The sequence below is a fragment of the Mycobacterium sp. NPDC050041 genome (genome assembly GCF_049541695.1).
Taxonomy (GTDB): Bacteria; Actinomycetota; Actinomycetes; order Mycobacteriales; family Mycobacteriaceae; genus Mycobacterium.
On the sequence record NZ_JBMVDG010000004.1, the window covers coordinates 57,738 to 79,682 of the forward strand.

22 protein-coding genes are annotated in these 21,945 nt (G+C 70.1%); 13 read left to right on the plus strand and 9 right to left on the minus strand.

What is annotated here, in order from left to right; translation table 11 throughout:
* Positions 1 to 98 precede the first annotated feature (98 nt).
* Together ACPCHZ_RS14740 and ACPCHZ_RS14745 are read right to left on the minus strand one after the other, a co-directional pair.
* A complete protein-coding gene (locus tag ACPCHZ_RS14740; RefSeq protein WP_302916718.1) occupies positions 99 to 518 on the minus strand; it encodes a cytochrome c oxidase subunit 4 in 420 nt (139 codons plus the stop codon).
* 6 nt (positions 519 to 524) lie between these two features.
* On the minus strand, positions 525 to 1,505 hold the full coding sequence (locus ACPCHZ_RS14745; RefSeq protein WP_423485722.1) for a cytochrome c oxidase subunit II: 981 nt from the start codon (positions 1,503 to 1,505) through the stop codon (positions 525 to 527).
* A gap of 176 nt (positions 1,506 to 1,681) precedes the next feature.
* On the opposite strand from ACPCHZ_RS14745, the gene asnB reads away from it, so the two are divergent.
* The gene (gene asnB / locus ACPCHZ_RS14750) at positions 1,682 to 3,625 is read left to right on the plus strand and encodes an asparagine synthase (glutamine-hydrolyzing) (protein ID WP_423485723.1); all 1,944 of its coding nucleotides are present in this window, start codon (positions 1,682 to 1,684) and stop codon (positions 3,623 to 3,625) included.
* 6 nt (positions 3,626 to 3,631) lie between these two features.
* On the opposite strand, the gene ACPCHZ_RS14755 is transcribed toward asnB, so the two are convergent.
* On the minus strand, positions 3,632 to 4,609 hold the full coding sequence (locus ACPCHZ_RS14755) for a carbohydrate kinase family protein (protein WP_423485429.1): 978 nt from the start codon (positions 4,607 to 4,609) through the stop codon (positions 3,632 to 3,634).
* Between the two features lie 157 nt (positions 4,610 to 4,766).
* On the opposite strand from ACPCHZ_RS14755, the gene ACPCHZ_RS14760 reads away from it, so the two are divergent.
* The gene (locus ACPCHZ_RS14760) at positions 4,767 to 5,441 is read left to right on the plus strand and encodes a hypothetical protein (protein ID WP_423485430.1); all 675 of its coding nucleotides are present in this window, start codon (positions 4,767 to 4,769) and stop codon (positions 5,439 to 5,441) included.
* A 16-nt stretch (positions 5,442 to 5,457) separates the two neighbouring features.
* Here the strand turns inward: ACPCHZ_RS14760 and ACPCHZ_RS14765 are convergent, their stop codons facing one another.
* The gene (locus ACPCHZ_RS14765; RefSeq protein WP_364981190.1) at positions 5,458 to 5,820 is read right to left on the minus strand and encodes a HesB/IscA family protein; all 363 of its coding nucleotides are present in this window, start codon (positions 5,818 to 5,820) and stop codon (positions 5,458 to 5,460) included.
* Between the two features lie 148 nt (positions 5,821 to 5,968).
* Between ACPCHZ_RS14765 and ACPCHZ_RS14770 the strand changes: the two genes are divergently transcribed.
* Genes ACPCHZ_RS14770 through ACPCHZ_RS14785 form a run of 4 tightly spaced genes read left to right on the plus strand, consistent with a single transcriptional unit; the run spans position 5,969 to position 8,991 of the window.
* Positions 5,969 to 6,649, plus strand: a complete 681-nt coding sequence (locus ACPCHZ_RS14770) for a DUF3043 domain-containing protein (RefSeq protein ID WP_364981193.1) — start codon at positions 5,969 to 5,971, stop codon at positions 6,647 to 6,649.
* Between the two features lie 10 nt (positions 6,650 to 6,659).
* Positions 6,660 to 7,196, plus strand: a complete 537-nt coding sequence (locus tag ACPCHZ_RS14775; protein WP_423485431.1) for a bifunctional adenosylcobinamide kinase/adenosylcobinamide-phosphate guanylyltransferase — start codon at positions 6,660 to 6,662, stop codon at positions 7,194 to 7,196.
* Positions 7,193 to 8,248: a nicotinate-nucleotide--dimethylbenzimidazole phosphoribosyltransferase gene (gene cobT, locus ACPCHZ_RS14780; RefSeq protein ID WP_423485432.1), complete on the plus strand. Its 1,056-nt coding sequence runs from the start codon at positions 7,193 to 7,195 to the stop codon at positions 8,246 to 8,248. Before ACPCHZ_RS14775 ends, cobT begins: the two co-directional genes overlap by 4 nt.
* The gene (locus tag ACPCHZ_RS14785; RefSeq protein WP_423485433.1) at positions 8,245 to 8,991 is read left to right on the plus strand and encodes an adenosylcobinamide-GDP ribazoletransferase; all 747 of its coding nucleotides are present in this window, start codon (positions 8,245 to 8,247) and stop codon (positions 8,989 to 8,991) included. Before cobT ends, ACPCHZ_RS14785 begins: the two co-directional genes overlap by 4 nt.
* Here the strand turns inward: ACPCHZ_RS14785 and ACPCHZ_RS14790 are convergent.
* Both ACPCHZ_RS14790 and gcvT read right to left on the minus strand, forming a co-directional pair.
* Positions 8,988 to 10,094, minus strand: coding sequence for a branched-chain amino acid aminotransferase (locus ACPCHZ_RS14790; protein ID WP_423485434.1), 1,107 nt, complete (start codon positions 10,092 to 10,094; stop codon positions 8,988 to 8,990). The genes ACPCHZ_RS14785 and ACPCHZ_RS14790 overlap by 4 nt on opposite strands.
* 22 nt (positions 10,095 to 10,116) lie before the next feature.
* Positions 10,117 to 11,211 carry a glycine cleavage system aminomethyltransferase GcvT gene (gene gcvT, locus ACPCHZ_RS14795; RefSeq protein ID WP_423485435.1) on the minus strand — a complete coding sequence of 365 codons (1,095 nt, stop codon included), beginning with the start codon at positions 11,209 to 11,211 and terminating at the stop codon, positions 10,117 to 10,119.
* 25 nt (positions 11,212 to 11,236) lie between these two features.
* Between gcvT and ACPCHZ_RS14800 the strand changes: the two genes are divergently transcribed.
* Complete coding sequence (locus tag ACPCHZ_RS14800) at positions 11,237 to 12,754, plus strand: leucyl aminopeptidase (protein WP_423485436.1); 1,518 nt, start codon at positions 11,237 to 11,239, stop codon at positions 12,752 to 12,754.
* A gap of 21 nt (positions 12,755 to 12,775) precedes the next feature.
* On the opposite strand, the gene ACPCHZ_RS14805 is transcribed toward ACPCHZ_RS14800, so the two are convergent.
* The gene (locus ACPCHZ_RS14805; RefSeq protein WP_423485437.1) at positions 12,776 to 14,548 is read right to left on the minus strand and encodes an SDR family oxidoreductase; all 1,773 of its coding nucleotides are present in this window, start codon (positions 14,546 to 14,548) and stop codon (positions 12,776 to 12,778) included.
* Between the two features lie 21 nt (positions 14,549 to 14,569).
* Positions 14,570 to 14,923, minus strand: a complete 354-nt coding sequence (locus tag ACPCHZ_RS14810) for an oxidoreductase (RefSeq protein WP_423485438.1) — start codon at positions 14,921 to 14,923, stop codon at positions 14,570 to 14,572.
* Between the two features lie 174 nt (positions 14,924 to 15,097).
* Between ACPCHZ_RS14810 and sucB the strand changes: the two genes are divergently transcribed.
* The 6 genes from sucB (at position 15,098) to ACPCHZ_RS14840 (ending at position 21,425) form a co-directional block, all read left to right on the plus strand.
* Positions 15,098 to 17,110, plus strand: coding sequence for a 2-oxoglutarate dehydrogenase, E2 component, dihydrolipoamide succinyltransferase (sucB, locus tag ACPCHZ_RS14815; protein WP_423485439.1), 2,013 nt, complete (start codon positions 15,098 to 15,100; stop codon positions 17,108 to 17,110).
* An 18-nt stretch (positions 17,111 to 17,128) separates the two neighbouring features.
* On the plus strand, positions 17,129 to 18,037 hold the full coding sequence (locus ACPCHZ_RS14820) for a TIGR01777 family oxidoreductase (RefSeq protein ID WP_423485440.1): 909 nt from the start codon (positions 17,129 to 17,131) through the stop codon (positions 18,035 to 18,037).
* 21 nt (positions 18,038 to 18,058) lie between these two features.
* Positions 18,059 to 18,769 (plus strand): lipoyl(octanoyl) transferase LipB, encoded by a 711-nt coding sequence (gene lipB, locus ACPCHZ_RS14825; protein WP_423485441.1) that lies wholly within the window; start codon positions 18,059 to 18,061, stop codon positions 18,767 to 18,769.
* A complete protein-coding gene (gene lipA / locus ACPCHZ_RS14830; RefSeq protein ID WP_423485442.1) occupies positions 18,766 to 19,710 on the plus strand; it encodes a lipoyl synthase in 945 nt (314 codons plus the stop codon). Before lipB ends, lipA begins: the two co-directional genes overlap by 4 nt.
* Positions 19,711 to 19,714: 4 nt before the next feature.
* A complete protein-coding gene (locus ACPCHZ_RS14835; RefSeq protein WP_364981232.1) occupies positions 19,715 to 20,467 on the plus strand; it encodes a DUF4191 domain-containing protein in 753 nt (250 codons plus the stop codon).
* Positions 20,468 to 20,567: 100 nt separating this feature from the next.
* Entirely contained in the window at positions 20,568 to 21,425 is an 858-nt protein-coding gene (locus tag ACPCHZ_RS14840) for a hypothetical protein (protein ID WP_423485443.1), read from the plus strand.
* Here ACPCHZ_RS14840 and ACPCHZ_RS14845 read toward each other — a convergent pair.
* The gene (locus ACPCHZ_RS14845; protein ID WP_423485444.1) at positions 21,415 to 21,903 is read right to left on the minus strand and encodes an RDD family protein; all 489 of its coding nucleotides are present in this window, start codon (positions 21,901 to 21,903) and stop codon (positions 21,415 to 21,417) included. The two genes, ACPCHZ_RS14840 and ACPCHZ_RS14845, sit on opposite strands and share 11 nt — an antisense overlap.
* Positions 21,904 to 21,945: the final 42 nt, after the last annotated feature.

A 21,945-nucleotide genomic window follows, 5' to 3' on the forward strand; every position in this document is an offset into this window, starting at 1 on the left:
CCCTGTGGAGAGGACGGATGACGCGACGCGGGTCGGGGATCAAGTAACGCCTGGATTGTGACCTTGATCCTGCGCAGTGGAGCCGCACCTGCGGTCCGTCAGTGCTTCTCGGGACCCCAGTGGTATTCGAAGACGAGTCCGGCCGCCGACACCAGCACGAAGACCACGCCGGCGACCAGGAGCCAGGGCAGCCACAGCGCGGTGCCAACGGCGGCCGTCGAGAACGACAGTGCGATCAGGATCGGCCACCAGCTGTGCGGAGCGTAGAACCCGAGCTCGCCCGCGCCGTCGCTGATCTCGGCGTCCTCGTAGTCCTCGGGGCGGGTGTCGAGACGGCGCGCCACGAACCGGAAGAAGGTGCCTGTGATCAGCGTGAGGCCGGTGGTAAGGACCAGCGCGGTGGTGCCCGCCCACTCGACGCCGCCGTTGGCGAACATGGCGGTCAACACGCCGTACACCACCGCGGACAACGCGAAGAACGCGGTGAGGAACTCGAACAGCCTGGCTTCGATGTGCATGGTGTCCTACCTGCTCGCTTGGGGCGCCATCTGCCCGCGCCGGGAGTCGAACGGCTTGGTGGTGACCGCGGTGGGCTCCTGGTTGATCGCGATGAGCGCCTCGGCGTTCGTCCGGCCCGTGCTGCGCTGCTGCAGGTAGGCCTTGAAGTCGTTGGGCTCGACGACCCGCAACTCGAATTGCATCATCGAGTGATAGGTGCCGCACATCTCCGTGCAGCGGCCGACGAATGCGCCCGTCTCCATCACTTCGCTGATCTGGAACGTGTTGTCGGAGTTGTTGGCCTTCGGGTTGGGCATCACGTCACGCTTGAACAGGAACTCCGGCACCCAGAACCCGTGGATGACGTCGGCCGAAGCGATCTGGAACTCGACACGCTTGCCCTTCGGCAGCACCAGGATCGGTATCTCCTCGGAAGTTCCCAGCGTCTCGACCTTGTCGAAGTTCAGGTAGGTCCGGTCCTCGGGGTTCTTGCCGGCGATCGCGCCGTGCTCGGGACCTTCAGAACCCTCTTCGCCGACGGCACCGGCGCCGCCAGGCGCCGAGGTCATGGCCTCTTTGCGCGCGGGATCCGCGCCATCGTAGGTGAACGAGCCGTCGGTGAAGGCGACCTTCTGGTAGCCGAACTTCCAGTTCCACTGGAACGCGGTGACGTCTATGACGACCTCGGGGTTGGGTTCCTCGTGCAACATCCGCTCCTGGACGACCACGGTGAAGTAGAACAGCACCGAGATGATGAGGAACGGCACCACCGTCAGTACCAGTTCCAGCGGCATGTTGTAGCCGAACTGGCGGGGCAGTTCAGTGTCGGTGGCCTTCTTGCGGTGGAAGGCGCTGGCCCAGAAGATCAGGGCCCAGACGATCACGCCGACGACCAGCGAGGCGATCACCGAGCCGATCCACAGTTCCCGGTTGATTTGGGCCTCGGGAGTGATGCCCTTCGGCCAGCCCAGACCGAGCACCTCAGACCAGCTGCAGCCGGTCAGCATCAGCGATGTCGCACCCAGGATGATTGCCAAAGCCGCTGTCCGTGCCACCACCTTCGGCCTGCGAGGTGTCACGTCGGCGCCTCCTATGAGTCGATGAAGCCAGGCGAATACTACGCAGCGTAGACCACGCCCACCGGGGGAGGCGAAGCGACTCGGGAATGACGCATACTGGCGCGGTGTGCGGACTGCTGGCGCTGCTGTGTGACCCGTCTGAAGACGTCTCCCCCGCACTGGTCGAGGCGGTGTCGGGGGCATCGCACCTCATGCGGCACCGCGGCCCGGACGAGCCGGGAACGTGGTCCGACCGCGACGTGGTGCTGGGCTTCAACCGGCTGTCGATCATCGACATCGCGCACAGCCACCAGCCGCTGCGCTGGGGGCCCGCCGACTCGCCGGACCGCTACGTGTTGGTGTTCAACGGCGAGATCTACAACTACCTGGAACTCCGCGAGGCACTGCATGCCGAGCACGGCGCGGAGTTCCACACCGACGGGGACGGCGAGGCGATCATCGCCGCCTACCACCACTGGGGAGCGGCGGCGCTGTCCCGGTTGCGCGGCATGTTCGCCTTCGCGCTGTGGGACACCGTGGAGCGGGAGTTGTTCTGCGCGCGGGACCCGTTCGGCATCAAGCCGCTGTTCGTCGCGACCGGCCCCGGCGGCACCGCGGTCGCCAGCGAGAAGAAGTGCATGACCGAGCTGGCCGAGCCGCTGGGTCTGGACATGTCGCTCGACGAACGGGCCGTCCAGCACTACACCGTGCTGCAGTACGTACCCGAGCCCGAGACGCTGCACCGGGGTGTGCGCCGCCTGGAGTCGGGCAGTCATCTGCGCCTACGGCCGGGCGGCACACCCGAGGTGGCGCGTTACTTCACCCCGCGGTTCGACGCCGTGCCGTTCACCGCCGGTTCCGGGCCGGGTGGTGAGCAGGCCCGCTACGACGAGATCACCGCGGTGCTCGAGGACTCGGTGGCCAAGCACATGCGCGCCGACGTGACCGTCGGGGCGTTCCTGTCGGGCGGTATCGACTCCACCGCGATCGCGGCGCTGGCGATGCGGCACAACCCGCGGCTGATCACGTTCACCACCGGATTCGAGCGCGAGGGGTTCTCCGAGGTCGACGTCGCGGTCGCATCGGCCGAGGCGATCGGCGCCCGGCACGTCACCAAGGTGGTCAGCCAGGCGGAATTCGTCGAGGCGCTGCCCGAAATCGTCTGGTACCTCGACGAACCGGTGGCCGATCCGGCGCTGGTGCCGCTGTTCTTCATCGCGCGCGAGGCGCGCAAACACGTCAAGGTGGTGCTGTCCGGCGAGGGTGCCGACGAGCTCTTCGGTGGTTACACGATCTACCGGGAGCCGTTGTCGCTCAAGCCTTTCAACTACCTGCCCCGTCCCGTCCGGCGGTCGCTGGGCCGGGCCTCGCGTCCGCTGCCGGAGGGGATGCGCGGCAAGAGTCTGCTGCACCGCGGCTCACTCACTCTCGAGGAGCGCTATTACGGCAACGCCCGCAGCTTCTCCGACGCACAGCTTCGCGCCGTCCTTCCGGGTTTCCGCCCCGAGTGGACCCACACCGACGTGACCGCCCCGATCTACGCCTCGTCGGCCGGCTGGGATCCGGTCGCGCGCATGCAGCACATCGACCTGTTCACCTGGTTGCGCGGCGACATCCTGGTGAAGGCCGACAAGATGACCATGGCCAACTCGCTCGAGCTGCGGGTGCCGTTCCTGGACCCCGAAGTGTTCGCCGTCGCCGCCAGGCTGCCGCTCGAGCAGAAGATCACCAGGGCCACCACGAAGTTCGCGCTGCGCCGCGCACTGGAGTCGGTGATCCCGCCGCATGTGCTGAACCGGCCGAAGCTGGGGTTCCCGGTGCCGATCCGGCACTGGTTGCGCGCCGGCGAACTGCTCGACTGGGCGTATGCCACGGTCGCCTCGTCACAGGCGGACGAGCTCGTCGACCTCGCCGCGGTTCGGTCGATGCTCGACGAACACCGGCTCGGCACAACCGATCACAGCCGACGGCTGTGGACGGTGCTGATCTTCATGCTGTGGCACGCGATCTTCGTCGAGCACAGCGTCACCCCGCGGATCAGCGAACCGCACTACCCGGTGCAGCTCTAACCGGCCTCAGCCGGCCAGCGCCTCGGCGATCTCCGCGCCCGCCTCGGCCCCGTAGGCGTCGGCGAGGCGCGCCATCCCGGCGTCCTTGGCCCACGTCCACTCCTGCGGTCCGGGCGCCTCCAGGACCAGGGTGGCCACCAGCGAGGCCAGCTGCGCCGACCGCTCGAGGCTCAGCCCGGCGGCGCGTCCGCTGAGGAAGCCGGCGCGGAAGGCGTCGCCGATGCCGGTCGGGTCGTCGCGGTGCGTCTCGGGCACCACGTCGACGTGGATGAAGGTGCCGTCGCGGCCGACGATGTCGACGCCCTTCTCCCCCAGCGTGGTGATCCGCAGCTGGATCTGCTGCATCACCTCCGCTTCCGACCAGCCGGACTTCTGCAGCAGCAGGTCCCATTCGTAGTCGTTGGTGAACAGGTAGGTCGCGCCGTCGATCAGCGCACGGATCTCGTCGCCCGACAGCCGGGCGAGCTGCTGGCTGGGATCCGCGGCGAATGCCAGGCCCAGCGTGCGGCACTCCTCGGTGAGCTGGAACATCGCCGCGGGATCGTTGGCGCCGATGATCACCAGTTCCGGTGTGCCGACCCGGGAGACGACGTCGGCGAGCTTGATGTTGCTCGACTCCGACATGGCGCCCGGATAGAACGACGCCAGCTGCGCCATGTCCTCGTCGGTGGTGCAGACGAAGCGCGCGGTGTACGCGGTCTCGGAGACCAGCACGCTGTCACAGTTCACGCCGTGCGCGGTGAGCCAGTTGCGATAGTCGTCGAAGTCCTTGCCCACGGCGCCGACCAGTGTCGGCGACCCGCCCAGCAGGCCCATCGCGTACGCCATGTTGCCGGCGACGCCACCGCGGTGGATGACCAGGTCGTCGACCAGGAAGCTCAGAGACACCTTCTGCAGGTGTTCGGCGAGCAGTTGCTCAGCGAACTTCCCCGGAAAGCGCATCAGATGGTCGGTTGCGATCGATCCGGTCACCGCAATGGTCACGAAGCGTCACCCTTCATTCGTTAACTTGGCTATCTAAGTCTAGCGGGCCGCTCGGCTCGGCTGGCAGGCACCGACGTGCGCTAACCTGCGTACCAGGTGCCCGCCCGGTCACTGTAGACAGGCAAGCCCATTCCACACCCCCGGAGCGTCTTTTTACATGGCTGGTCCCCACCAGTACCCGGAATCCTTCCCCCAGCACCCCCAGGGTCCGCCGCAGCCGCAGCACCCGTATCAGCCGCTGCCGCCGCAGGAGGCGCCCGCGGTGCCGTATCCGGAGAACGTGCCGTCGGCCTACCCGGGCATGTTGCCGCCGCCGGTGCAGTACCCGAAAAGGCGACGCCCGTGGCGGGCGGTGCTCGCCGCGGCGGCAGGCCTGTTGGTCGTGGTCGCACTGGTCGCGGGTGTCGTACTGGCCACCTGGGGTGGTGACGATGGCGAGCAGGGCGCGCTGACGTCGGCGGCCGCGCAGGCCGCCATCCAGGATTATCTCGATGCGCTCGCCGACGGTGACGACGAGACGGTCGCGCGCCACACCCTGTGCGGGCTGTTCGACGGGATCAAGCAGCGCCGCAGCGACCTGGCGCTCGCAGGCCTGGCCGGTGACGCGTTTCGCAAGCAGTTCGACCGCGCCGAGGTGAGTTCGATCGACACCATCGTGCCGCTGTCGAATTACCAGGCACAGGTGTTGTTCACCATGCGGGTGACGCCTGCGGGCGGGCCGCGGCGCGGAGGATCGCAACAGGAGGACGAACAGGCCGTCGCACAGGTGCTCGAACGCGGCGACGACGTGTTCGTCTGCTCCTACCTGTTACGCAGTGGCGGGCAGTACTGATCCCGGTCGAAGCCGGTCAGTTGAAGGAGTCACCGCACGCGCACGAACCCGTGGCGTTCGGGTTGTCGATCGTGAAGCCCTGCTTCTCGATGGTGTCGACGAAGTCGATGGTGGCGCCCTGGATGTACGGGGCGCTCATCCGGTCCACCGTCAGCGACACGCCGCCGAAGTCGGTGGTCAGATCGCCGTCGAGGGTCCGGTCGTCGAAGAACAGGTTGTAACGCAGGCCCGCGCAGCCACCCGGCTGAACCGCGATGCGCAGCGCCAGATCGTCACGGCCCTCCTGGTCGAGCAGCGCCTTCGCCTTGGCGGCCGCGGCGTCGGTCAGTACCGCACCGTGGGTTGCGGTGGCGGTCGCCGACTCGTCCTGAACAGTCATTGCTCTCCCTTTGCATCCCTGAGCGTGGTCTGTGGTGGTGTGCCCCGTCTGACGGAGGTCCACACTGTCAACGGTACCTTGTTCCGCCGCTATTCCCGACTTATCCCCAGGTCGTCGGACCACATCGGCACGAAGTACCCTGGCAGGCGTGAAGCTGCTCGGCCGGAAGAAAGACACCGACGTCACCGCTGCGGTCTCCGAGGACACCGGAGCGGCGCCCGCCGGCGGCGGCCCCGGGGACACGCAGCCCAAGACCACCGCACCCAAGGGCAGGCCGACGCCGAAGCGCGATGCCGGCCGGCGCCGCGGTCCGGTCGCTCCCGCCCCGCTGACCACGGCCGAGGCGCGCAAACGTCGCAAGGAGATGCGCGGCCCGAAGCTGAGCCGCGAAGAGCGCAAGATCGAGAAGGTGGAGCGGCGCTCGAACATGAGCGAGCGGCGCGAGCGGATGATGGCCGGCGAGGACGCCTACCTGCTGCCCCGCGACAAGGGGCCGGTGCGCCGCTACGTGCGCGACGTCGTCGACGCCCGCCGCAACGTGCTGGGGCTGTTCATGCCCGCGGCGCTCGCGCTCATCTTCGTCATGCTCTCGGTGCCCGCGCCCGCGGTCCAGCAGGTCGTCTCCTACGTGATGATGGGACTGGTGCTGGTCATGGTGATCGACGGCCTGCTGCTCGGCCGCAAGGTGAACCGGCTCGCCGACGAGAAGTTCCCGGACAACACCGAGACCGGCTGGAAGCTCGGCTTCTACGCGGCCAGCCGCGCCTCCCAGCTGCGCCGGATGCGGGCGCCCCGGCCGCAGGTCGCCCGCGGCGCCGACGTCGCCTGACCCGCACGCGGTGCGCATCCTGGTGCTCGGCGGTATCCGGTCGGGCAAGTCGCGGTGGGCTGAACACGCCGTCGCCGCGGCCGCGGGCGATGCACCGGTCCGTTACGTGGCCACCGGCGCCCGGCCCACCGGTCCCGACGACGCCGGCTGGGCGCACCGCATCGCCGAACACCGCGACCGGCGCCCCGCGCATTGGTCCACGGTCGAGACCACCGATGTCGCAGCAGCGCTGCACACCGACGCGTCGACCGCGACCCTGGTCGACGACATCGGTGGCTGGCTGACCGCCGTGATGGACCGCCGTGACGCCTGGTCGGGCGGCGCGGTCGGCGGCGACGTCTCGGACCTGCTGGCCGCCGTCGCGGCCGTGACCTCGCCGCTGGTGCTGGTCAGTCCGGAGGTCGGACTGACCGTGGTGCCCGCCACCGAGGCCGGTCGCCGCTTCGCCGACGAACTGGGCGAGCTGAACCAGCGGCTGGCCGACGAGTGCGACCGGGTGGTCCTGGTGGTCGCCGGTCAGCCCGTACCGGTCAAGGACCCGTCGTGACGGGATCAGAGGCCGGCGCGGTCGACCCGCCGGATCCGGTGGCGGCCGCCGCGGCGCGCGACCGCCAGGACGTGCTGACGAAACCGCGCAGGGCGTTGGGCCGCCTCGAGGACTTGGCGGTGTGGGTGGCCGCCTGCCAGGGCGTCTGCCCGCCGCGCCAGTTCGTCCGGCCCCGGGTGGTGGTGTTCGCAGGCGACCACGGCGTGGCGCAGGCCGGGGTGTCGGCCTACCCCGCCGAGGTGACCGCGCAGATGGTGGCCAACATCGCGGGCGGCGGCGCGGCGATCAACGCGCTGGCCGACGTGGCCGGTGCCGGGCTACGCGTCGTCGACATCGCCGTCGACGTGGACACCCCGCTGTCGCAGGCGGTCGGCGCCCACAAGGTGCGCAGGGGCAGCGGCAACCTCGCGGTCGAGGACGCGCTGAGCGCCGAGGAGGTCGCCGCGGCGCTCGAGGCGGGCCGCCGCATCGCCGACGAGGAGGTCGACGCCGGGGCGGACCTGCTGATCGCCGGCGACATGGGCATCGGGAACACCACGGCGGCAACGATTCTGGTGGCCGCACTGACCGGGACCGAACCGGTCGCCGCGGTGGGCCGGGGCACCGGCATCGACGACGCCGGGTGGGCCCGCAAGACCGCGGCCGTGCGCGACGCGCTGTACCGCGCCCGCGACGTGACGGCGGATCCGTCGGCGCTGCTGCGGGTGTGCGGCGGGGCCGACATCGCGGCGATGGCGGCGTTCTGCGCCCAGGCCGCGGTGCGGCGCACTCCCCTGCTGCTCGACGGTCTGGTGGTGACCGCGGCCGCGCTGGTCGCCGACCGGATGGCGCCGGGCGCGCGGCTGTGGTGGCAGGCCGGGCACCGCTCAACGGAACCGGCTCATGCGCTCGCACTCGCCGACCTCGACCTCGACCCGATCCTGGATCTGCGGATGCGCCTCGGCGAGGGCACCGGCGCCGCCGTGGCACTGCCGGTGGTCAGGGCCGCTGTCGCCGCGCTGACCGACATGGCGACGTTCGGCGAGGCCGGGATCTCCAGCGACCCACCATGATCCGCGCGATCGGCGGCGCACTCACGTTCGGCACCGTGTTGCCGCTGCCCGCGCGGTGGACCGCGCCGCTGGGCCGAGGCGTGCTGACCGCGCTGCCGGTGGTCGGCCTCACGCTCGGGGCGGTGGCGGCCGCGACGCTGGCGGCCGGGTCATGGGCGTTCGGTGACCACAGCCCACTGGCCGGCGCGCTGACCGTGGCGGTGCTGCTGCTGGCGACCCGCGGGATGCACATCGACGGGCTGTCCGACACCGTCGACGCGCTGGGGTGCTACGGGCCGCCGGAACGCGCGCTGGCGGTGATGCGCGACGGTGCCGCAGGTCCGTTCGGCGCCGCCGCCGTGGTGGTGACCATCCTCGTGCAGGCGCTGGCCTTCGCCGAGCCGAACACCGGCCCGCCGGGCTGGCTGGCGGTGCTCACCGCGGTGACCGCGGGCCGGGTGGCGGCGGTGCTGGCCTGCCGGCGAGGCGTGCCCGCGGCCGAGGGCAGCGCACTGGGCGCCCAGGTGGCGGGCAGCCAACCGGTGGCCGTGGTGTCGGCGTGGATCCTCGCCGTGGCAGCGCTGTCGGTTCCCGCAGGTGCGCAACCGTGGCAGGGCCCGGTGGCCGTGCTGGTCGCGTTCGGCGTCGCCGCGCTGCTGGTGCGGCACTGCGTGCGGCGGTTCGGCGGCGTCACCGGCGACGTGCTCGGCGCGGTGGTCGAGGTCACCACCACCGTCGTGGCGGTCGGCCTGGCCGTAGGCTAGACGAGCCGCGTCATCCAGCCGTGGGTGTCGGCGAAGGTGCCGCGCTGGATGCCGGTCAACGTGTCGCGCAGCGCCATGGTGACCTCGCCGGGTTCGCCGTCGGCGATGGTGAACTCCCCGTCGGTGTGCTTGACGTGGCTGACCGGGGTGATCACCGCCGCGGTGCCGCACGCGAACACCTCGGTGATCTCCCCCGCGGCGGCCTTCTTCTGCCACTCGTCGACGTCGATCTTACGTTCCTCGACCGCGAACCCGGCGTCGGTGGCCAACTGCAGCAACGAATTCCGGGTGATACCCGGCAGCAGCGACCCGCTCAGCTCGGGCGTCACCAGCCGCGCGGATCCTCCGCTGCCGAACACGAAGAACAGGTTCATGCCGCCCATCTCCTCGACGTAGCGGCGTTCGATGGCGTCCAGCCACACCACCTGGTCGCATCCGTGGTCGGCGGCCTCGGCCTGGGCCAGCAGCGAGGCGGCGTAGTTGCCACCGAACTTGGCCGCGCCGGTGCCACCGGGTGACGCCCGCACGTATTCGTGGGACAGCCACACGCTCACCGGCCTGATGCCGCGGGGGAAGTACGCGCCGGCGGGCGAGCCGATCACCATGTAGCGGTACTCGGTCGCCGGTCGCACCCCGAGACCCGGTTCGGTGGCGAAGACGAACGGCCGCAGGTACAGCGACTCCTCACCGCCGGCGGGCGGCACCCACGACTGGTCGACGGCGATCAGTTGCCGCAGCGACTCGAGGAAGACCTCGTCGGGCAGTTCCGGGATGGCCAGCCGGCGCGCCGAGGACCGCAGCCGCGCCGCATTGGCGTCCGCTCGGAAGGACACCACCGATCCGTCGGCCCATCGGTAGGCCTTGAGGCCCTCGAAGATCTCCTGGGCGTAGTGCAGGACCACCGCGGACGGGTCGAGTTCGATGGGCCCGTAGGGCAGCACCCTCGGGTTGTGCCAGCCCGGGCCTGCGACGTAGTCGATCGAGACCATGTGGTCGGTGTGATGCTTCCCGAACCCGGGATTGGCCAGGATGGCGGCCTTCACCTCGTCACTCGCCGGATCCGCGTTGCGATCGACGATGAACTCGAGGGGGCCGTCAGTCATGGGCCGATTGTATAACCGGACGCTACCGGGTTTTTGCCGCTACGAACGGCGTCTTGACCACCTCGCACTCGACCGGGCGGCCGCGTACGTCGACCGCGACCCGCTGCCCGTCGGCGATGTCGTGCGCCGTGTCGATGAGCGCCAGTGCGATGCCGGCTTTCAGTGTCGGAGAATAGGTTCCGGATGTGGTGATGCCGACGGGGGTGTCGCCGTCGAGCACCGTGAGGTCCTGGCGCAGCACCCCGCGGCCCACCGCCCGCAGGCCACGCAGCAATCGGCGCGGCCCGGCCTCCTTCTCCGCCACCAGCGCGTCGCGGCCCCAGAACGCCTCTTTGCGCCAGCCGACGGCCCAGTTACAGCGCGCCTGCAGCGGTGAGATGTCGAGCGACAGTTCGTGGCCGTGCAGCGGATACCCCATCTCGGTACGCAGGGTGTCGCGGGCGCCGAGGCCGGCGAGCTGGCCGTCCGCCGCGGTGACCGCGTCGACCAGGGCGTCGAACACCGTCGCTGCGCCGTCCCATGGCGGCAGCAGCTCGTAACCCTGTTCGCCGGTGTAACCGGTCCGGCACACCCGCACCGGGACGCCGCGGAACTCGGCGTCGGCGTATCCCATGTAGTCCATGTCGGTGGGCAGGCCCAGCCCGTCGAGCACCTGGGCCGACTTCGGTCCCTGCACCGCGAGCACACCGTAGGACCGGTGCTCGTCGGTGATGGTGAGGCCGTCCGGGGCAGCGTCCTGCAGCGCCGCCACCACCGCCGCGGTGTTGGCGGCGTTGGGCACCAGGAAGATCTCGTCGTCACTGACGTAGTAGGCGATCAAATCGTCGATCACACCGCCGGTTTCGTTGCAGCACAACGTGTACTGCGCCTTGCCCGGTCCGATCCGGTTGAGGTCGTTGGTGAGTGCGGAGTTGACGTACTCGGCGGCGCCGGGGCCGCGTACGAGGGCCTTGCCCAGGTGGCTGACGTCGAACAGCCCGACGGCGGTGCGCGTCGCGGTGTGCTCGCCGACGGTGCCGGCGTAGGACACCGGCATCAACCAGCCGCCGAACTCCGCGAAGTTCGCGCCGAGCCGGCGATGACGGTCTTCGAGTGGGCCATGCAGGGTGTCGCTCACCCTTCACACCTTAGGGTGGACGCTCGTGAGCCCCGCGAACACCGGATACCAGTCCCCCGCCGTGACCGTCGCCTCCTCGCTTCCCCGCCGGGGGGTGGACGAGACGGTGCTGATCGTGCCCGTCGTCAGCGGCGACGACGCGCCGTCGGTGCTCGACGCGGGCTCGCATCTGCCCGCAGACGCCGTGCGCGAGATCGAGGCGGCGCTGCGCGCGGTCGGCGGGACCGGTGCCGAGGGGCAGACCCACCGGCTCGCCGTCCCCTCGCTGCCGGTGGCCAGCGTGCTGACGGTGGGACTGGGCAAGTCACGCGACGAGTGGCCGGCCGACACGGTCCGGCGGGCGGCGGGTGTCGCGGCGAGGTCACTGGACAGGGTGGCGGCCGCCGCGACCACGCTGTCGGCGGTCGATCTGGACGCCGCCGTCGAGGGCCTGGTCCTGGGCGCCTACCGGTTCGCGGGCATCCGCAGCGAGAAGACCGCGCCCAAGGACGGCGGCCTGCGCACGATCACGGTGCTGGCCGCCGACACCAAGGGGGCGACCAAGGCCGCCGTCGAGCGAGCCGCGGCGATCGCCACCGCGGTGGCCACCGCACGCGACTTCGTCAACACCCCGCCGAGTCACCTGTTCCCCGACGAGTTCGCCAAGCGGGCCAAGGCGCTGGGTGAGGCGGCCGGCCTGACCGTCGAGGTGCTCGACGACAAGGCGCTGACCAAGTCGGGCTACGGCGGCATCGTCGGCGTCGGCAAGGGTTCGTCGCGCCCGCCGCGGCTGGTCCGGTTGAGTCACAAGGGCGCCAAGCGGAGCGGCAAGCGCGTCGCGCTGGTCGGCAAGGGCATCACGTTCGACACCGGCGGCATCTCGATCAAGCCGGCGGCGAACATGCACCACATGACCTCGGACATGGGCGGCGCGGCCGCGGTCATCGCGACCGTCGTGCTGGCCGCCCAGCAGAAGCTGCCGATCGACGTGATCGCGACGGTGCCGATGGCCGAGAACATGCCGTCGTCGACGGCGCAGCGTCCCGGTGACGTGCTGACCCAGTACGGCGGCATCACCGTCGAGGTGCTCAACACCGATGCCGAGGGCCGGCTGATCCTGGCCGACGCGATCGTGCGGGCCTGTGAGGACGGGCCGGACTACCTGATCGAGACGTCGACGCTGACCGGTGCGCAGACCGTCGCGCTGGGCGCGCGCACGCCGGGCGTGATGGGCAGCGACGACTTCCGTGACCGGGTGGCGCGGTTGTCGCAGGGGGTCGGTGAGAACGGCTGGGCGATGCCGCTGCCCGAAGAGCTCAAGGACGACCTGAAGTCGGCGGTGGCCGACCTGGCCAACGTCAGCGGTTCGCGCTACGCGGGCATGCTCGTCGCGGGGACCTACCTGCGCGAATTCGTCGCCGACGGCGTCCAGTGGGCGCACATCGACGTCGCAGGCCCGGCGTACAACACCGGCGGGCCGTGGGGGTACACCGGCAAGGGCGGCACCGGGGTGCCCACCCGGACCCTGTTCGCCGTCCTAGAGGACATCGCGGCGAACGGTTAGCCGCGCACGGCGGGGGCGCAGCTACAGCACCCGGCCGCGAGCGGTGCTGCGCAGCACCTGCGGCGCCACCCGCGACAGCCCGTAGAGCAGATGGGCTTCCGGTGCGACGGGCCGCAGCGCCCTGTCCTTGCGCACCGCGGACACGATCGCCTTCGCGACCTTGTCGGGACCGTAGCGCCGTAGCTGGAACGCCCGTTCGAGCTGCGCTCGGCGACCCGCTACCTGCGTCGTTTTGTCTTGCGGCGCAGCAAATCTCGTGGTGTGCACGATGTTGGTGTCGATGACACCGGGGAAGATGGTGGTCAGCCCGACACCGGCTTCGGCGAGTTCGGCGCGCAGACAGTCGGAGAACATGTACACCGCCGCCTTGCTGGTGCAGTAGGCGTTCAGCGACTGCAGCGGCGCGTAGGCCGCCATCGACGAGACGTTGACGATGTGGCCGCCTGCGCCGCGGTCGACGAGTCGGGGCGCAAAGGCCCTGCAGCAGTTCACGACTCCGCCGAGGTTGACGTCGAGCACGCGGCCCCACTCCTCGGCCGGCGTGTCGAGGAAGCGGCCGGCCTGGCCGATACCGGCGTTGTTGACCACGATGTCGGGCACGCCGTGAGCCGCGGTCACCTCCTCGGCGAAGCGCTCGACCGCCGCGGCGTCGGCGACGTCGAGCACGTAGGCGTGTGCCACCCCGCCGAGCGCGGCCACCCGCGCCGCGGTGTCCTTCGCGCTTGCCGCGTCGATGTCGCTGACGATGACCTCGGCCCCTTCGGCGGCGAACGCCAGCGCGGTCTCCCGTCCGATTCCGCTACCGGCGCCGGTGACCGAAACCAAGGTGTCGCCGAATGATTCGCGGTGCCGGTGGACGTCGGCGCGGAGCAGCTCGCGGTCGGCGGGCGCACCGTCGACGTGGTTCGCCAACTGACGCACGGCACGGGCCAGGAACTGCGGGTGCGACATCGGGGACCAGTGGCCGGCCTGCAGGTCGCGGCGCCACAGCCGCGGCACCCACCGCGCGGTGTACCGGTAGGAGTGCGGGCGCACCCAGCGGTCGCGGGTGTTGACGATCAACTGCACCGGCACGTCGACGTGGTGATCGTTCCTACCGCGTCGAATCGAGGGAAAGAAGTTCGCGCGGTACACCTTCAGGCCGTTCGCCGCGTCAGCGCTGAAGCTGTCGGCATGACGGACCCGGTCGCTGCCGACGTGCGGGGCGATGGCCAGCCTGCGGATCGCGGCGGCCAGGAACAGCCGCATCGCGATCGGTGTGAGCAGCGGCACCGAGAACACCGCCATGTAGGTCAGTCGCAGCGCCTGATCGACCGCACCCGCGAACATCCCCGGCCGATACGGACGGACCAACGCGTCGCGGAAGTAGCGCAGCAGGTGGTCCAGGGCCGGTCCGGACACCGACGTGAACGAGGCGACGCGGTCGCGTGCCTCGGGGCGAAGGAGGTACTCCCAGACACTCGTCGAGCCCCAGTCGTGCGCGAGCACGTGCACGGTCTCGCCGGGCGCCAGCGCATCGACGACGGCCGCGAAGTCCTCGGCGAAGTGCGCCATGGTGTACGCCTTCGCCGACTTCGGGCCCGACGACTGCCCGGCGCCGCGGCTGTCGTAGCGGATGATCCGGAAGTCGTCGCCCAGCTGCGCCGCCACGCCGTCCCACAGCACGTGGGTGTCCGGCCAGCCGTGCACCAGCACGACGGCCGGACCGTCGGGATTGCCTTCTTCGAAGACGGCCAGGCGGACGTCGTCGGTGCTGTCGACGAACCGCGCGGCCGGGTCACGATGTGCGCTCACCGGCCCCACCCTGCCACGGCGTCAGCGGTCGTCGAGCTCCCGGCGGGCCGCACGCTTGCGTTCGATGCGCCGGCGCGCGTCGTAGTCGCGCATCCGCTGCGGATAGCCGACCTTCTGGACGTCGTAGACCGGGATGTTCAACCGCTCGCTCAACCGGCGGGCACCCGCGTCGCCGCCGGCGCGACGACGCGTCCATTCGCCGTCGGCGGCCACCAGCACGACGGTCACCTCGGTGACCGTGGTCTTCGGTTCGACGAAAGCCTCGACGCCGGTGTGTTCGGCGACCCACTGCCGGAGGTACCTGAGGTCGGCGGCCGGGTCGCGGCCGTCGCCGCGTGCCGATCGGCGGCCGCGCAATCTGCTGAACAGTCCCACCTCGGCCCTCCTCCTCTCCCCCGTTCTGCGCGCCCACGCGGGGCTTTCGTCTCTTTCGATAGTGCCAGAGCGGCGAGTACACGAGTCTGCGGCGAACGGAAGGAGTGAACGTGGAAGGATGGGGAACGACATTCGCCTACCCCTGCGACTGCTCGTGCGAAGGAGCCAACACCCATGGCCGTCACTGTTGAGATGCCCGCACTCGGTGAGAGCGTCACCGAGGGGACCGTCACCCGCTGGCTCAAACAAGAGGGTGACACCGTCGAACAGGACGAGCCGTTACTCGAGGTCTCCACCGACAAGGTGGACACCGAGATCCCGTCACCGGCCGCGGGTGTGCTGAAGAAGATCGTCGCGCAGGAGGACGACACGGTCGAGGTCGGCGGCGAGCTCGCGGTGATCGGCGACGCCGACGACGGTGACGACGGTGACGACGAGGGTGGGTCGTCGGACTCCGGCGACGATTCCGGTGACGAGGACTCCGCTGACTCCGGCGACGGGGAGCCGGCCGAAGAGGAGGAGCCGGCCGAGGAGCCGGAGTCGCAGCCCGAGGAGGCGGCCGAGGAGTCGGAGGATTCCGACGAGTCGGATGACGAGGAGTCCGAGCCGGAACCCGAGTCGAAGCCTGCCGCCAAGTCGTCGAAGTCGTCGGGCTCGGCGACGCCGGTCGTCATGCCGGAACTCGGTGAGTCCGTCACCGAGGGCACCGTGACCCGGTGGCTCAAGAAGGTCGGCGACAGCGTCGAGGTGGACGAGCCGCTGCTCGAGGTCTCCACCGACAAGGTGGACACCGAGATCCCGTCGCCGGTGGCGGGCACGCTGGTCTCCATCACCGCCGAGGAGGACGACACCGTCGAGGTGGGCGGGGAACTGGCGAAGATCGGCGACGCCGACGCGGAGGCATCCGACGAACCCGAGCCGGAGCCCGAACCCGAGGCCGAGCCGGAGCCGGAAGAGAAGCCGGAACCCAAGCAGGAAAAGAAGCAGGAGCCTGAAGAGGAGCCCGAGCCGGAAGAGAAGCCCGAGCCCAAGCAGGAAAAGAAGTCGGAACCCAAGCAGGAGAAGAAGCAGGATTCCAAGCAGGAGTCCGAGCCAGAAGAGAAGCCCGAGCCCAAGCAGGAGAAGAAGCAGGAGTCCAAGCAGGAGTCCGAGCCAGAAGAGAAGCCCGAGCCCAAGCAGGAGAAGAAGCCAGAGCCCGAGCAGGACGGCGAGGCGTCGTCGGACGGCGCGCCCTACGTCACCCCGCTGGTGCGCAAGCTGGCCTCGGAGAACGACGTCGACCTTTCGTCGGTCAAGGGCACCGGTGTGGGTGGCCGGATCCGCAAGCAGGACGTGCTCGCCGCCGCGGAGGCCAAGAAGGCTCCGAAGTCCGACACCGAGGAGGCCGCCGAGGCGCCGTCCAAGGCGCCGGCCGCGGCGATGGCAGGCGCCGACGCCAACGCCGCCGACGCGCCGCTGGCCCATCTGCGCGGCACCACGCAGAAGGCCACCCGGATCCGTCAGCTGACGGCCAAGAAGACGCGTGAATCTCTGCAGGCGACAGCGCAATTGACGCAGACGCACGAGGTCGACATGACCAGGATCGTGGCGCTGCGGGCGCGGGCGAAGAAGGACTTCGCCGAGCGTGAGGGTGTCAACCTCACCTATCTGCCGTTCATCGCCCGCGCGGTGATCGACGCGCTCAAGCAGCACCCGAACGTCAACGCCAGCTACAACGAGGACACCAAGGAGATCACCTACTACGACGCCGAGCACCTCGGCTTCGCGGTGGACACCGAGCAGGGTCTGCTGTCTCCGGTCATCAAGAACGCCGGCGATCTGTCGCTCGCCGGGCTGGCCCGGGCGATCGCGGACATCGCCGCCCGCGCGCGCTCGGGTGACCTCAAGCCCGGGGATCTGTCCGGCGGGACGTTCACCATCACCAACATCGGCAGCCAGGGCGCGTTGTTCGACACTCCGATCCTGGTGCCGCCGCAGGCGGCCATGCTGGGCACCGGGGCGATCGTCAAGCGGCCACGGGTGATCGTCGACGAGTTCGGCAACGAGTCGATCGGTGTGCGCTCGATCAGCTATCTCCCGCTGACCTACGACCACCGGCTCATCGACGGTGCGGACGCCGGCCGGTTCCTGACCACCGTCAAGCGTCGCCTCGAGGACGGTGCGTTCGAGGCTGACCTCGGCCTCTAGAAGGGCAGCCAACCCCCAGTGTCGGACTCTGTCATCGCAATTGCGGGATCCTCAGGTCTGATCGGCTCGGCTCTGGTCTCGGCGCTGCGCGCCGCCGACCACCGGGTGATCCGGATCGTGCGGCGTGCCCCGTCGAACGCCGACGAGCTGTTCTGGAATCCCGACGCGGGCGAATTCGACGCCGGTGCACTGCGCGGTGTCGACGCCGTGGTGAACCTGTGCGGGGTCGGCGTCGGCGACAAGCGGTGGTCGGGCGCGTTCAAGCAGAGCCTGCGCGACAGCCGCATCGCACCCACCGAGGTGCTGGCCGGGGCGGTCGTCGAGGCGGGGGTGCCCGTCCTCGTCAATGCCAGCGCGGTCGGCTATTACGGCGACACCCGCGACCGCGCCGCCGACGAGTCCGCACCGTCGGGCGAGGGATTCCTCGCGCAGCTGTGCCGTGACTGGGAGGCCGCCACCACACCGGCGGCACAGGACGGCGCCCGCGTCGTGCTGGCACGCACCGGCCTGGTGCTGGCGCCATCAGGCGGGCTGTTCGGCCGGTTGCGGCCGTTGTTCTCGCTCGGGGTCGGCGCGCGGTTGGGCAACGGACGCCAGTACATGGCGTGGATCAGCCTCGAGGACGAGATCCGGGCGCTGCTGTTCGCGATCTTCGACGGCCGGCTGTCCGGACCGGTGAACATGGCCGGACCGGCGCCGGTCACCAACGCCGAGTTCACCACGGCGATGGGCCGGGCCGTCAACCGGCCGACGCCGCTGATGGTGCCGGGGTTCGCGCTACGCGCGGCGTTCGGCGAGTTCGCCGACGAGGGTCTGCTGACCGGCCAGCGCGTCATCCCGGCCGCTCTGGAGCGGGCCGGATTCGTGTTCCACCACAACACCGTCGGTGAAGCGCTGGCCTACGCGACGCAGAGCCGGGACGAGTAGCCGCCGAGTACGTTGGTGCACATGGAGGTCTCCATCCGCTCCGGAGCCGCGCCGATCGACGTCCGCCGACTCGGCACCGTCGACTACCTCGACGCATGGCAGCTGCAGCGCGAGGCCGCCGAGGCACGCATCGCTGGCGGTCCCGACACGCTGCTGCTGCTCGAACATCCCCCGGTCTACACCGCGGGCAGGCGCACCGAACCGCACGAACGGCCGATGGACGGCACCCCGGTGGTCGACACCGACCGTGGCGGCAAGATCACCTGGCACGGTCCCGGGCAGCTGGTGGGGTACCCGATCATCGGGCTGGCCGAGCCGCTGGACGTGGTGAACTTCGTCCGGCGCCTCGAGGAGGCGTTGATCGCCGTCTGCGCCGGCCTCGGCCTGGCCACCACCCGGGTGCCGGGCCGGTCCGGGGTCTGGCTGCCCGCTGACGACGCCGGGGCGGGGATGCGGCCCGCCCGCAAGATCGGCGCGATCGGCATCCGGGTGGCACGCGCGACCACCCTGCACGGGTTCGCCCTCAACTGCGACTGCGATCTGACCGCCTTCCGCACCATCGTCCCGTGCGGAATCGCCGACGCCGGGGTGACGTCCCTGACCGCCGAACTGGGCCGACACGTCGGGGTGGACGACGTGATCGGGCCGGTGACCGCCGCGGTGTGCGACGCGCTGGACGGCAGGCTCGCAGTCGGTGCGGCGGACGCACCGGGCGTAGCATCGATGCAGTGACGATCGCTCCCGACGGCCGCAAACTCCTGCGTCTGGAAGTCCGCAACGCCCAGACTCCGATCGAACGCAAACCCCCGTGGATCAAGACGCGCGCGAAGATGGGCCCCGAGTACAAGGAGCTCAAGAGCCTCGTCCGCCGCGAGGGCCTGCACACCGTCTGCGAAGAGGCCGGCTGCCCCAACATCTTCGAATGCTGGGAGGACCGCGAGGCCACCTTCCTGATCGGCGGCGAGCAGTGCACGCGGCGCTGCGACTTCTGCCAGATCGACACCGGTAAGCCCGCCGACCTCGACCGGGACGAGCCGCGCCGCGTCGCCGAGAGCGTGCAGGCGATGGGTCTGCGGTACTCGACCGTGACCGGGGTGGCGCGCGACGACCTGCCCGACGGCGGCGCCTGGCTCTACGCCGAAACGGTCCGCCAGATCAAGGCGCTGAACCCCAACACCGGCGTCGAACTTCTGATCCCCGACTTCAACGGCGACCCCGCGCAACTCCGCGAGGTCTTCGACTCGCGACCGGAGGTGTTGGCGCACAACGTCGAAACGGTGCCGCGCATCTTCAAGCGAATCCGGCCGGCGTTCCGCTACGACCGCAGCCTCGCCGTCCTGACGTCGGCCCGGGCAGCGGGGCTGGTCACCAAGAGCAACCTGATCCTCGGTATGGGCGAGACGCCCGAGGAGGTGCGCACCGCACTCGTCGACCTGCACGAGGCGGGCTGCGACATCGTCACGATCACCCAGTACCTGCGGCCGTCGCTGCGGCACCACCCGGTCGAGCGCTGGGTAAGGCCGGAGGAGTTCGTAGAGCATCAGCAGTTCGCCGAGGGTGTCGGCTTCGCCGGGGTGCTGGCCGGTCCGCTGGTGCGGTCGTCGTATCGCGCCGGCCGGCTCTACTCGCAGGCGAAGAGCCTGCGGACGGCCGAATGCCCACCCGTATCCTGATGTGATGGCGAAGACGCGCAACCCGGCCGCTACCAAGGCCGCCAAGGCGGAGGCGAAGGCAGCCCGCAAGGCGGCGTCCAAGCAGCGCCGCGGCCAGCTGTGGCAGGCATTCCAGATCCAGCGCAAAGAGGACAAGCGGCTGCTGCCGTACATGATCGGCGCGTTCGTGCTGATCGTGGCGGCGTCGGTGACGGTCGGTGTGCTCGTCGGCGGGTTCACCACCTACACGCTGATCCCGCTCGGTGTGCTGCTGGGCGCCCTGGTCGCGTTCATCATCTTCGGCCGTCGCGCGCAGAAGTCGGTGTACCGCAAGGCCGAGGGCCAGACGGGCGCGGCGGCGTGGGCACTGGACAACCTGCGGGGCAAGTGGCGGGTGACGCCGGGCGTCGCGGCGACGGGCAACTTCGACGCCGTGCACCGGGTGATCGGCAGGCCGGGAGTGATCTTCGTGGCCGAGGGGTCGCCGGGCAGGCTCAAGCCGCTGCTCGCCCAGGAGAAGAAGCGCACCGCCCGCCTCATCGGCGACACCCCGATCTACGACATCATCGTCGGCAACGGCGACGGTCAGGTGCCGCTGTCCAAGCTGGAACGCCACCTGACCAAGCTGCCCGCCAACATCACCGTCAAGCAGATGGACACGCTGGAGTCCAAACTGGCGGCCCTGGGCACCAAGATCGGACCGGCGGCGATGCCGAAGGGCCCGCTGCCCGCGCAGGCGAAGATGCGGGGCGTGCAACGCACCGTGCGCAGGCGCTAGTCGCCGAACGTGAGCTCGTGAGCGAGTTCCGGCCGGAAATTCGAGCACAACCGCACGTTCGTGGGTGGAACCCATCGGGCGCTGCCGCCGTCGTACGTGAGTGGAGTGGCCCTTCCTCGGCACCGAGGCCCTCGCGGCCGGCGCGGTCAACAGGTACCAGTTGTCCACTCGACACGACGCGCTCTATCGCAACGTGTACGTACCGAGAGGGCAGGCGGTCACGGCCGCCGACAAGGCCGTCGGCGCGTGGCTCTGGTCGGGCAGGCGTGCCACTGTCGCGGGACTTTCGGCCGCGGCGCTGCACGGTGCCAAGTGGATCGACGCCACACTGCCCGCCGAGCTCAATCAGTCCAGCCGGCACAAGACCACAGGCATCCGCCTGCACAGTGACGCCCTGGCCGACGATGAGATCTGCCACGCCCGCGGCGTTCCCGCAACCACGCCCGCCCGGACGGCGTTCGACCTCGGCCGCCGGAAGGGCCTGACGACCGCCGTTGTCCGCATCGACGCGCTGAGGCAGGCGACCCGACTCACCGCCGTCGACGTCAATGCACTCGCCGAACGTCATCGCGGCGCTCGCGGCATCGTGCAGTTGCGCAAGGCACTTGCACTGTCCGACGCCGGAGCCGAGTCCCCGCAGGAGACGCGCACGCGTCTGGTGCTCACTGCCGCAGGACTCCGGCCGACCCACACACAGATCGAGGTCTTCGACCACTACGAGTTCGTGGGACGCATCGACATGGGCTACCTCAGGTGGAAGGTCGGCGTCGAGTACGACGGGCCGCAACACTGGACAGACCCGTCCATCCGCAACCGCGACCTCGAGCGGCGGGCCAGACTCGCGGCACTGGGCTGGCGCATCGTTCACGTCAATGCCGAGATGCTGCGGTACCGCCCTGCGGTGATCGTCGGCCGGACCGAAGCGGCGTTACGGGACGCGGGGCCGGCTAGCGTCTGACCACCGCGGTCTTCGTCGCCAGGTCCTGCAGACCGCGCAGGTCGCTGTCGGTGAACAGGGCCGGGATGATGAGCGAGATCAGGAGTCCGCGCACGGCGGCGCGTCCCACACCGACGTGCAGGCGGCCGTCGACGGACACCACGTGCAGGCCGAGTGCGTACTGACCGGGCGTGAAGCCGAACAGGCGCACGGACAGGACGCCGAGCACGAACCAGACCACCAGGACGGCGGTGGACAGCATGGCGAGCGACACCCAGCCGAACGCCATGGCCAGCCCGGCCAGCCCGTAGGCGATCAGCCAGTCGACGATCAGTGCGGCGATGCGGCGGCCGAAGCGGGCGAGCGATCCGGGGCCGCGCTCCGGCATGCCCAGCCGGTGGCCGGGGTAGTCGTTGGGCTTCTCACCGGGGGCGGCGCCCTGAGTCCGGTCCGGGCCGGAGAGCCACGATCCGAGGCGGGAACCGGGTTCGCGGGCCATGATCTCAGCATAGGCTCGCCCCTGACACGCGCCGCGAGGCCG

Coding starts and splice junctions, on each gene's coding strand:
- ACPCHZ_RS14740 (WP_302916718.1), bottom strand. CDS start 518: ATGCACATCGAAGCCAGGCTGTTCGAGTTCCTCACCGCGTTCTTCGCG.
- ACPCHZ_RS14745 (WP_423485722.1), bottom strand. CDS start 1,505: ATGCTGACCGGCTGCAGCTGGTCTGAGGTGCTCGGTCTGGGCTGGCCG.
- ACPCHZ_RS14760 (WP_423485430.1), top strand. CDS start 4,767: ATGGCTGGTCCCCACCAGTACCCGGAATCCTTCCCCCAGCACCCCCAG.
- ACPCHZ_RS14765 (WP_364981190.1), bottom strand. CDS start 5,820: ATGACTGTTCAGGACGAGTCGGCGACCGCCACCGCAACCCACGGTGCG.
- ACPCHZ_RS14785 (WP_423485433.1), top strand. CDS start 8,245: ATGATCCGCGCGATCGGCGGCGCACTCACGTTCGGCACCGTGTTGCCG.
- ACPCHZ_RS14790 (WP_423485434.1), bottom strand. CDS start 10,094: ATGACTGACGGCCCCCTCGAGTTCATCGTCGATCGCAACGCGGATCCG.
- sucB (WP_423485439.1), top strand. CDS start 15,098: ATGGCCGTCACTGTTGAGATGCCCGCACTCGGTGAGAGCGTCACCGAG.
- lipB (WP_423485441.1), top strand. CDS start 18,059: ATGGAGGTCTCCATCCGCTCCGGAGCCGCGCCGATCGACGTCCGCCGA.
- ACPCHZ_RS14835 (WP_364981232.1), top strand. CDS start 19,715: ATGGCGAAGACGCGCAACCCGGCCGCTACCAAGGCCGCCAAGGCGGAG.
- ACPCHZ_RS14845 (WP_423485444.1), bottom strand. CDS start 21,903: ATGGCCCGCGAACCCGGTTCCCGCCTCGGATCGTGGCTCTCCGGCCCG.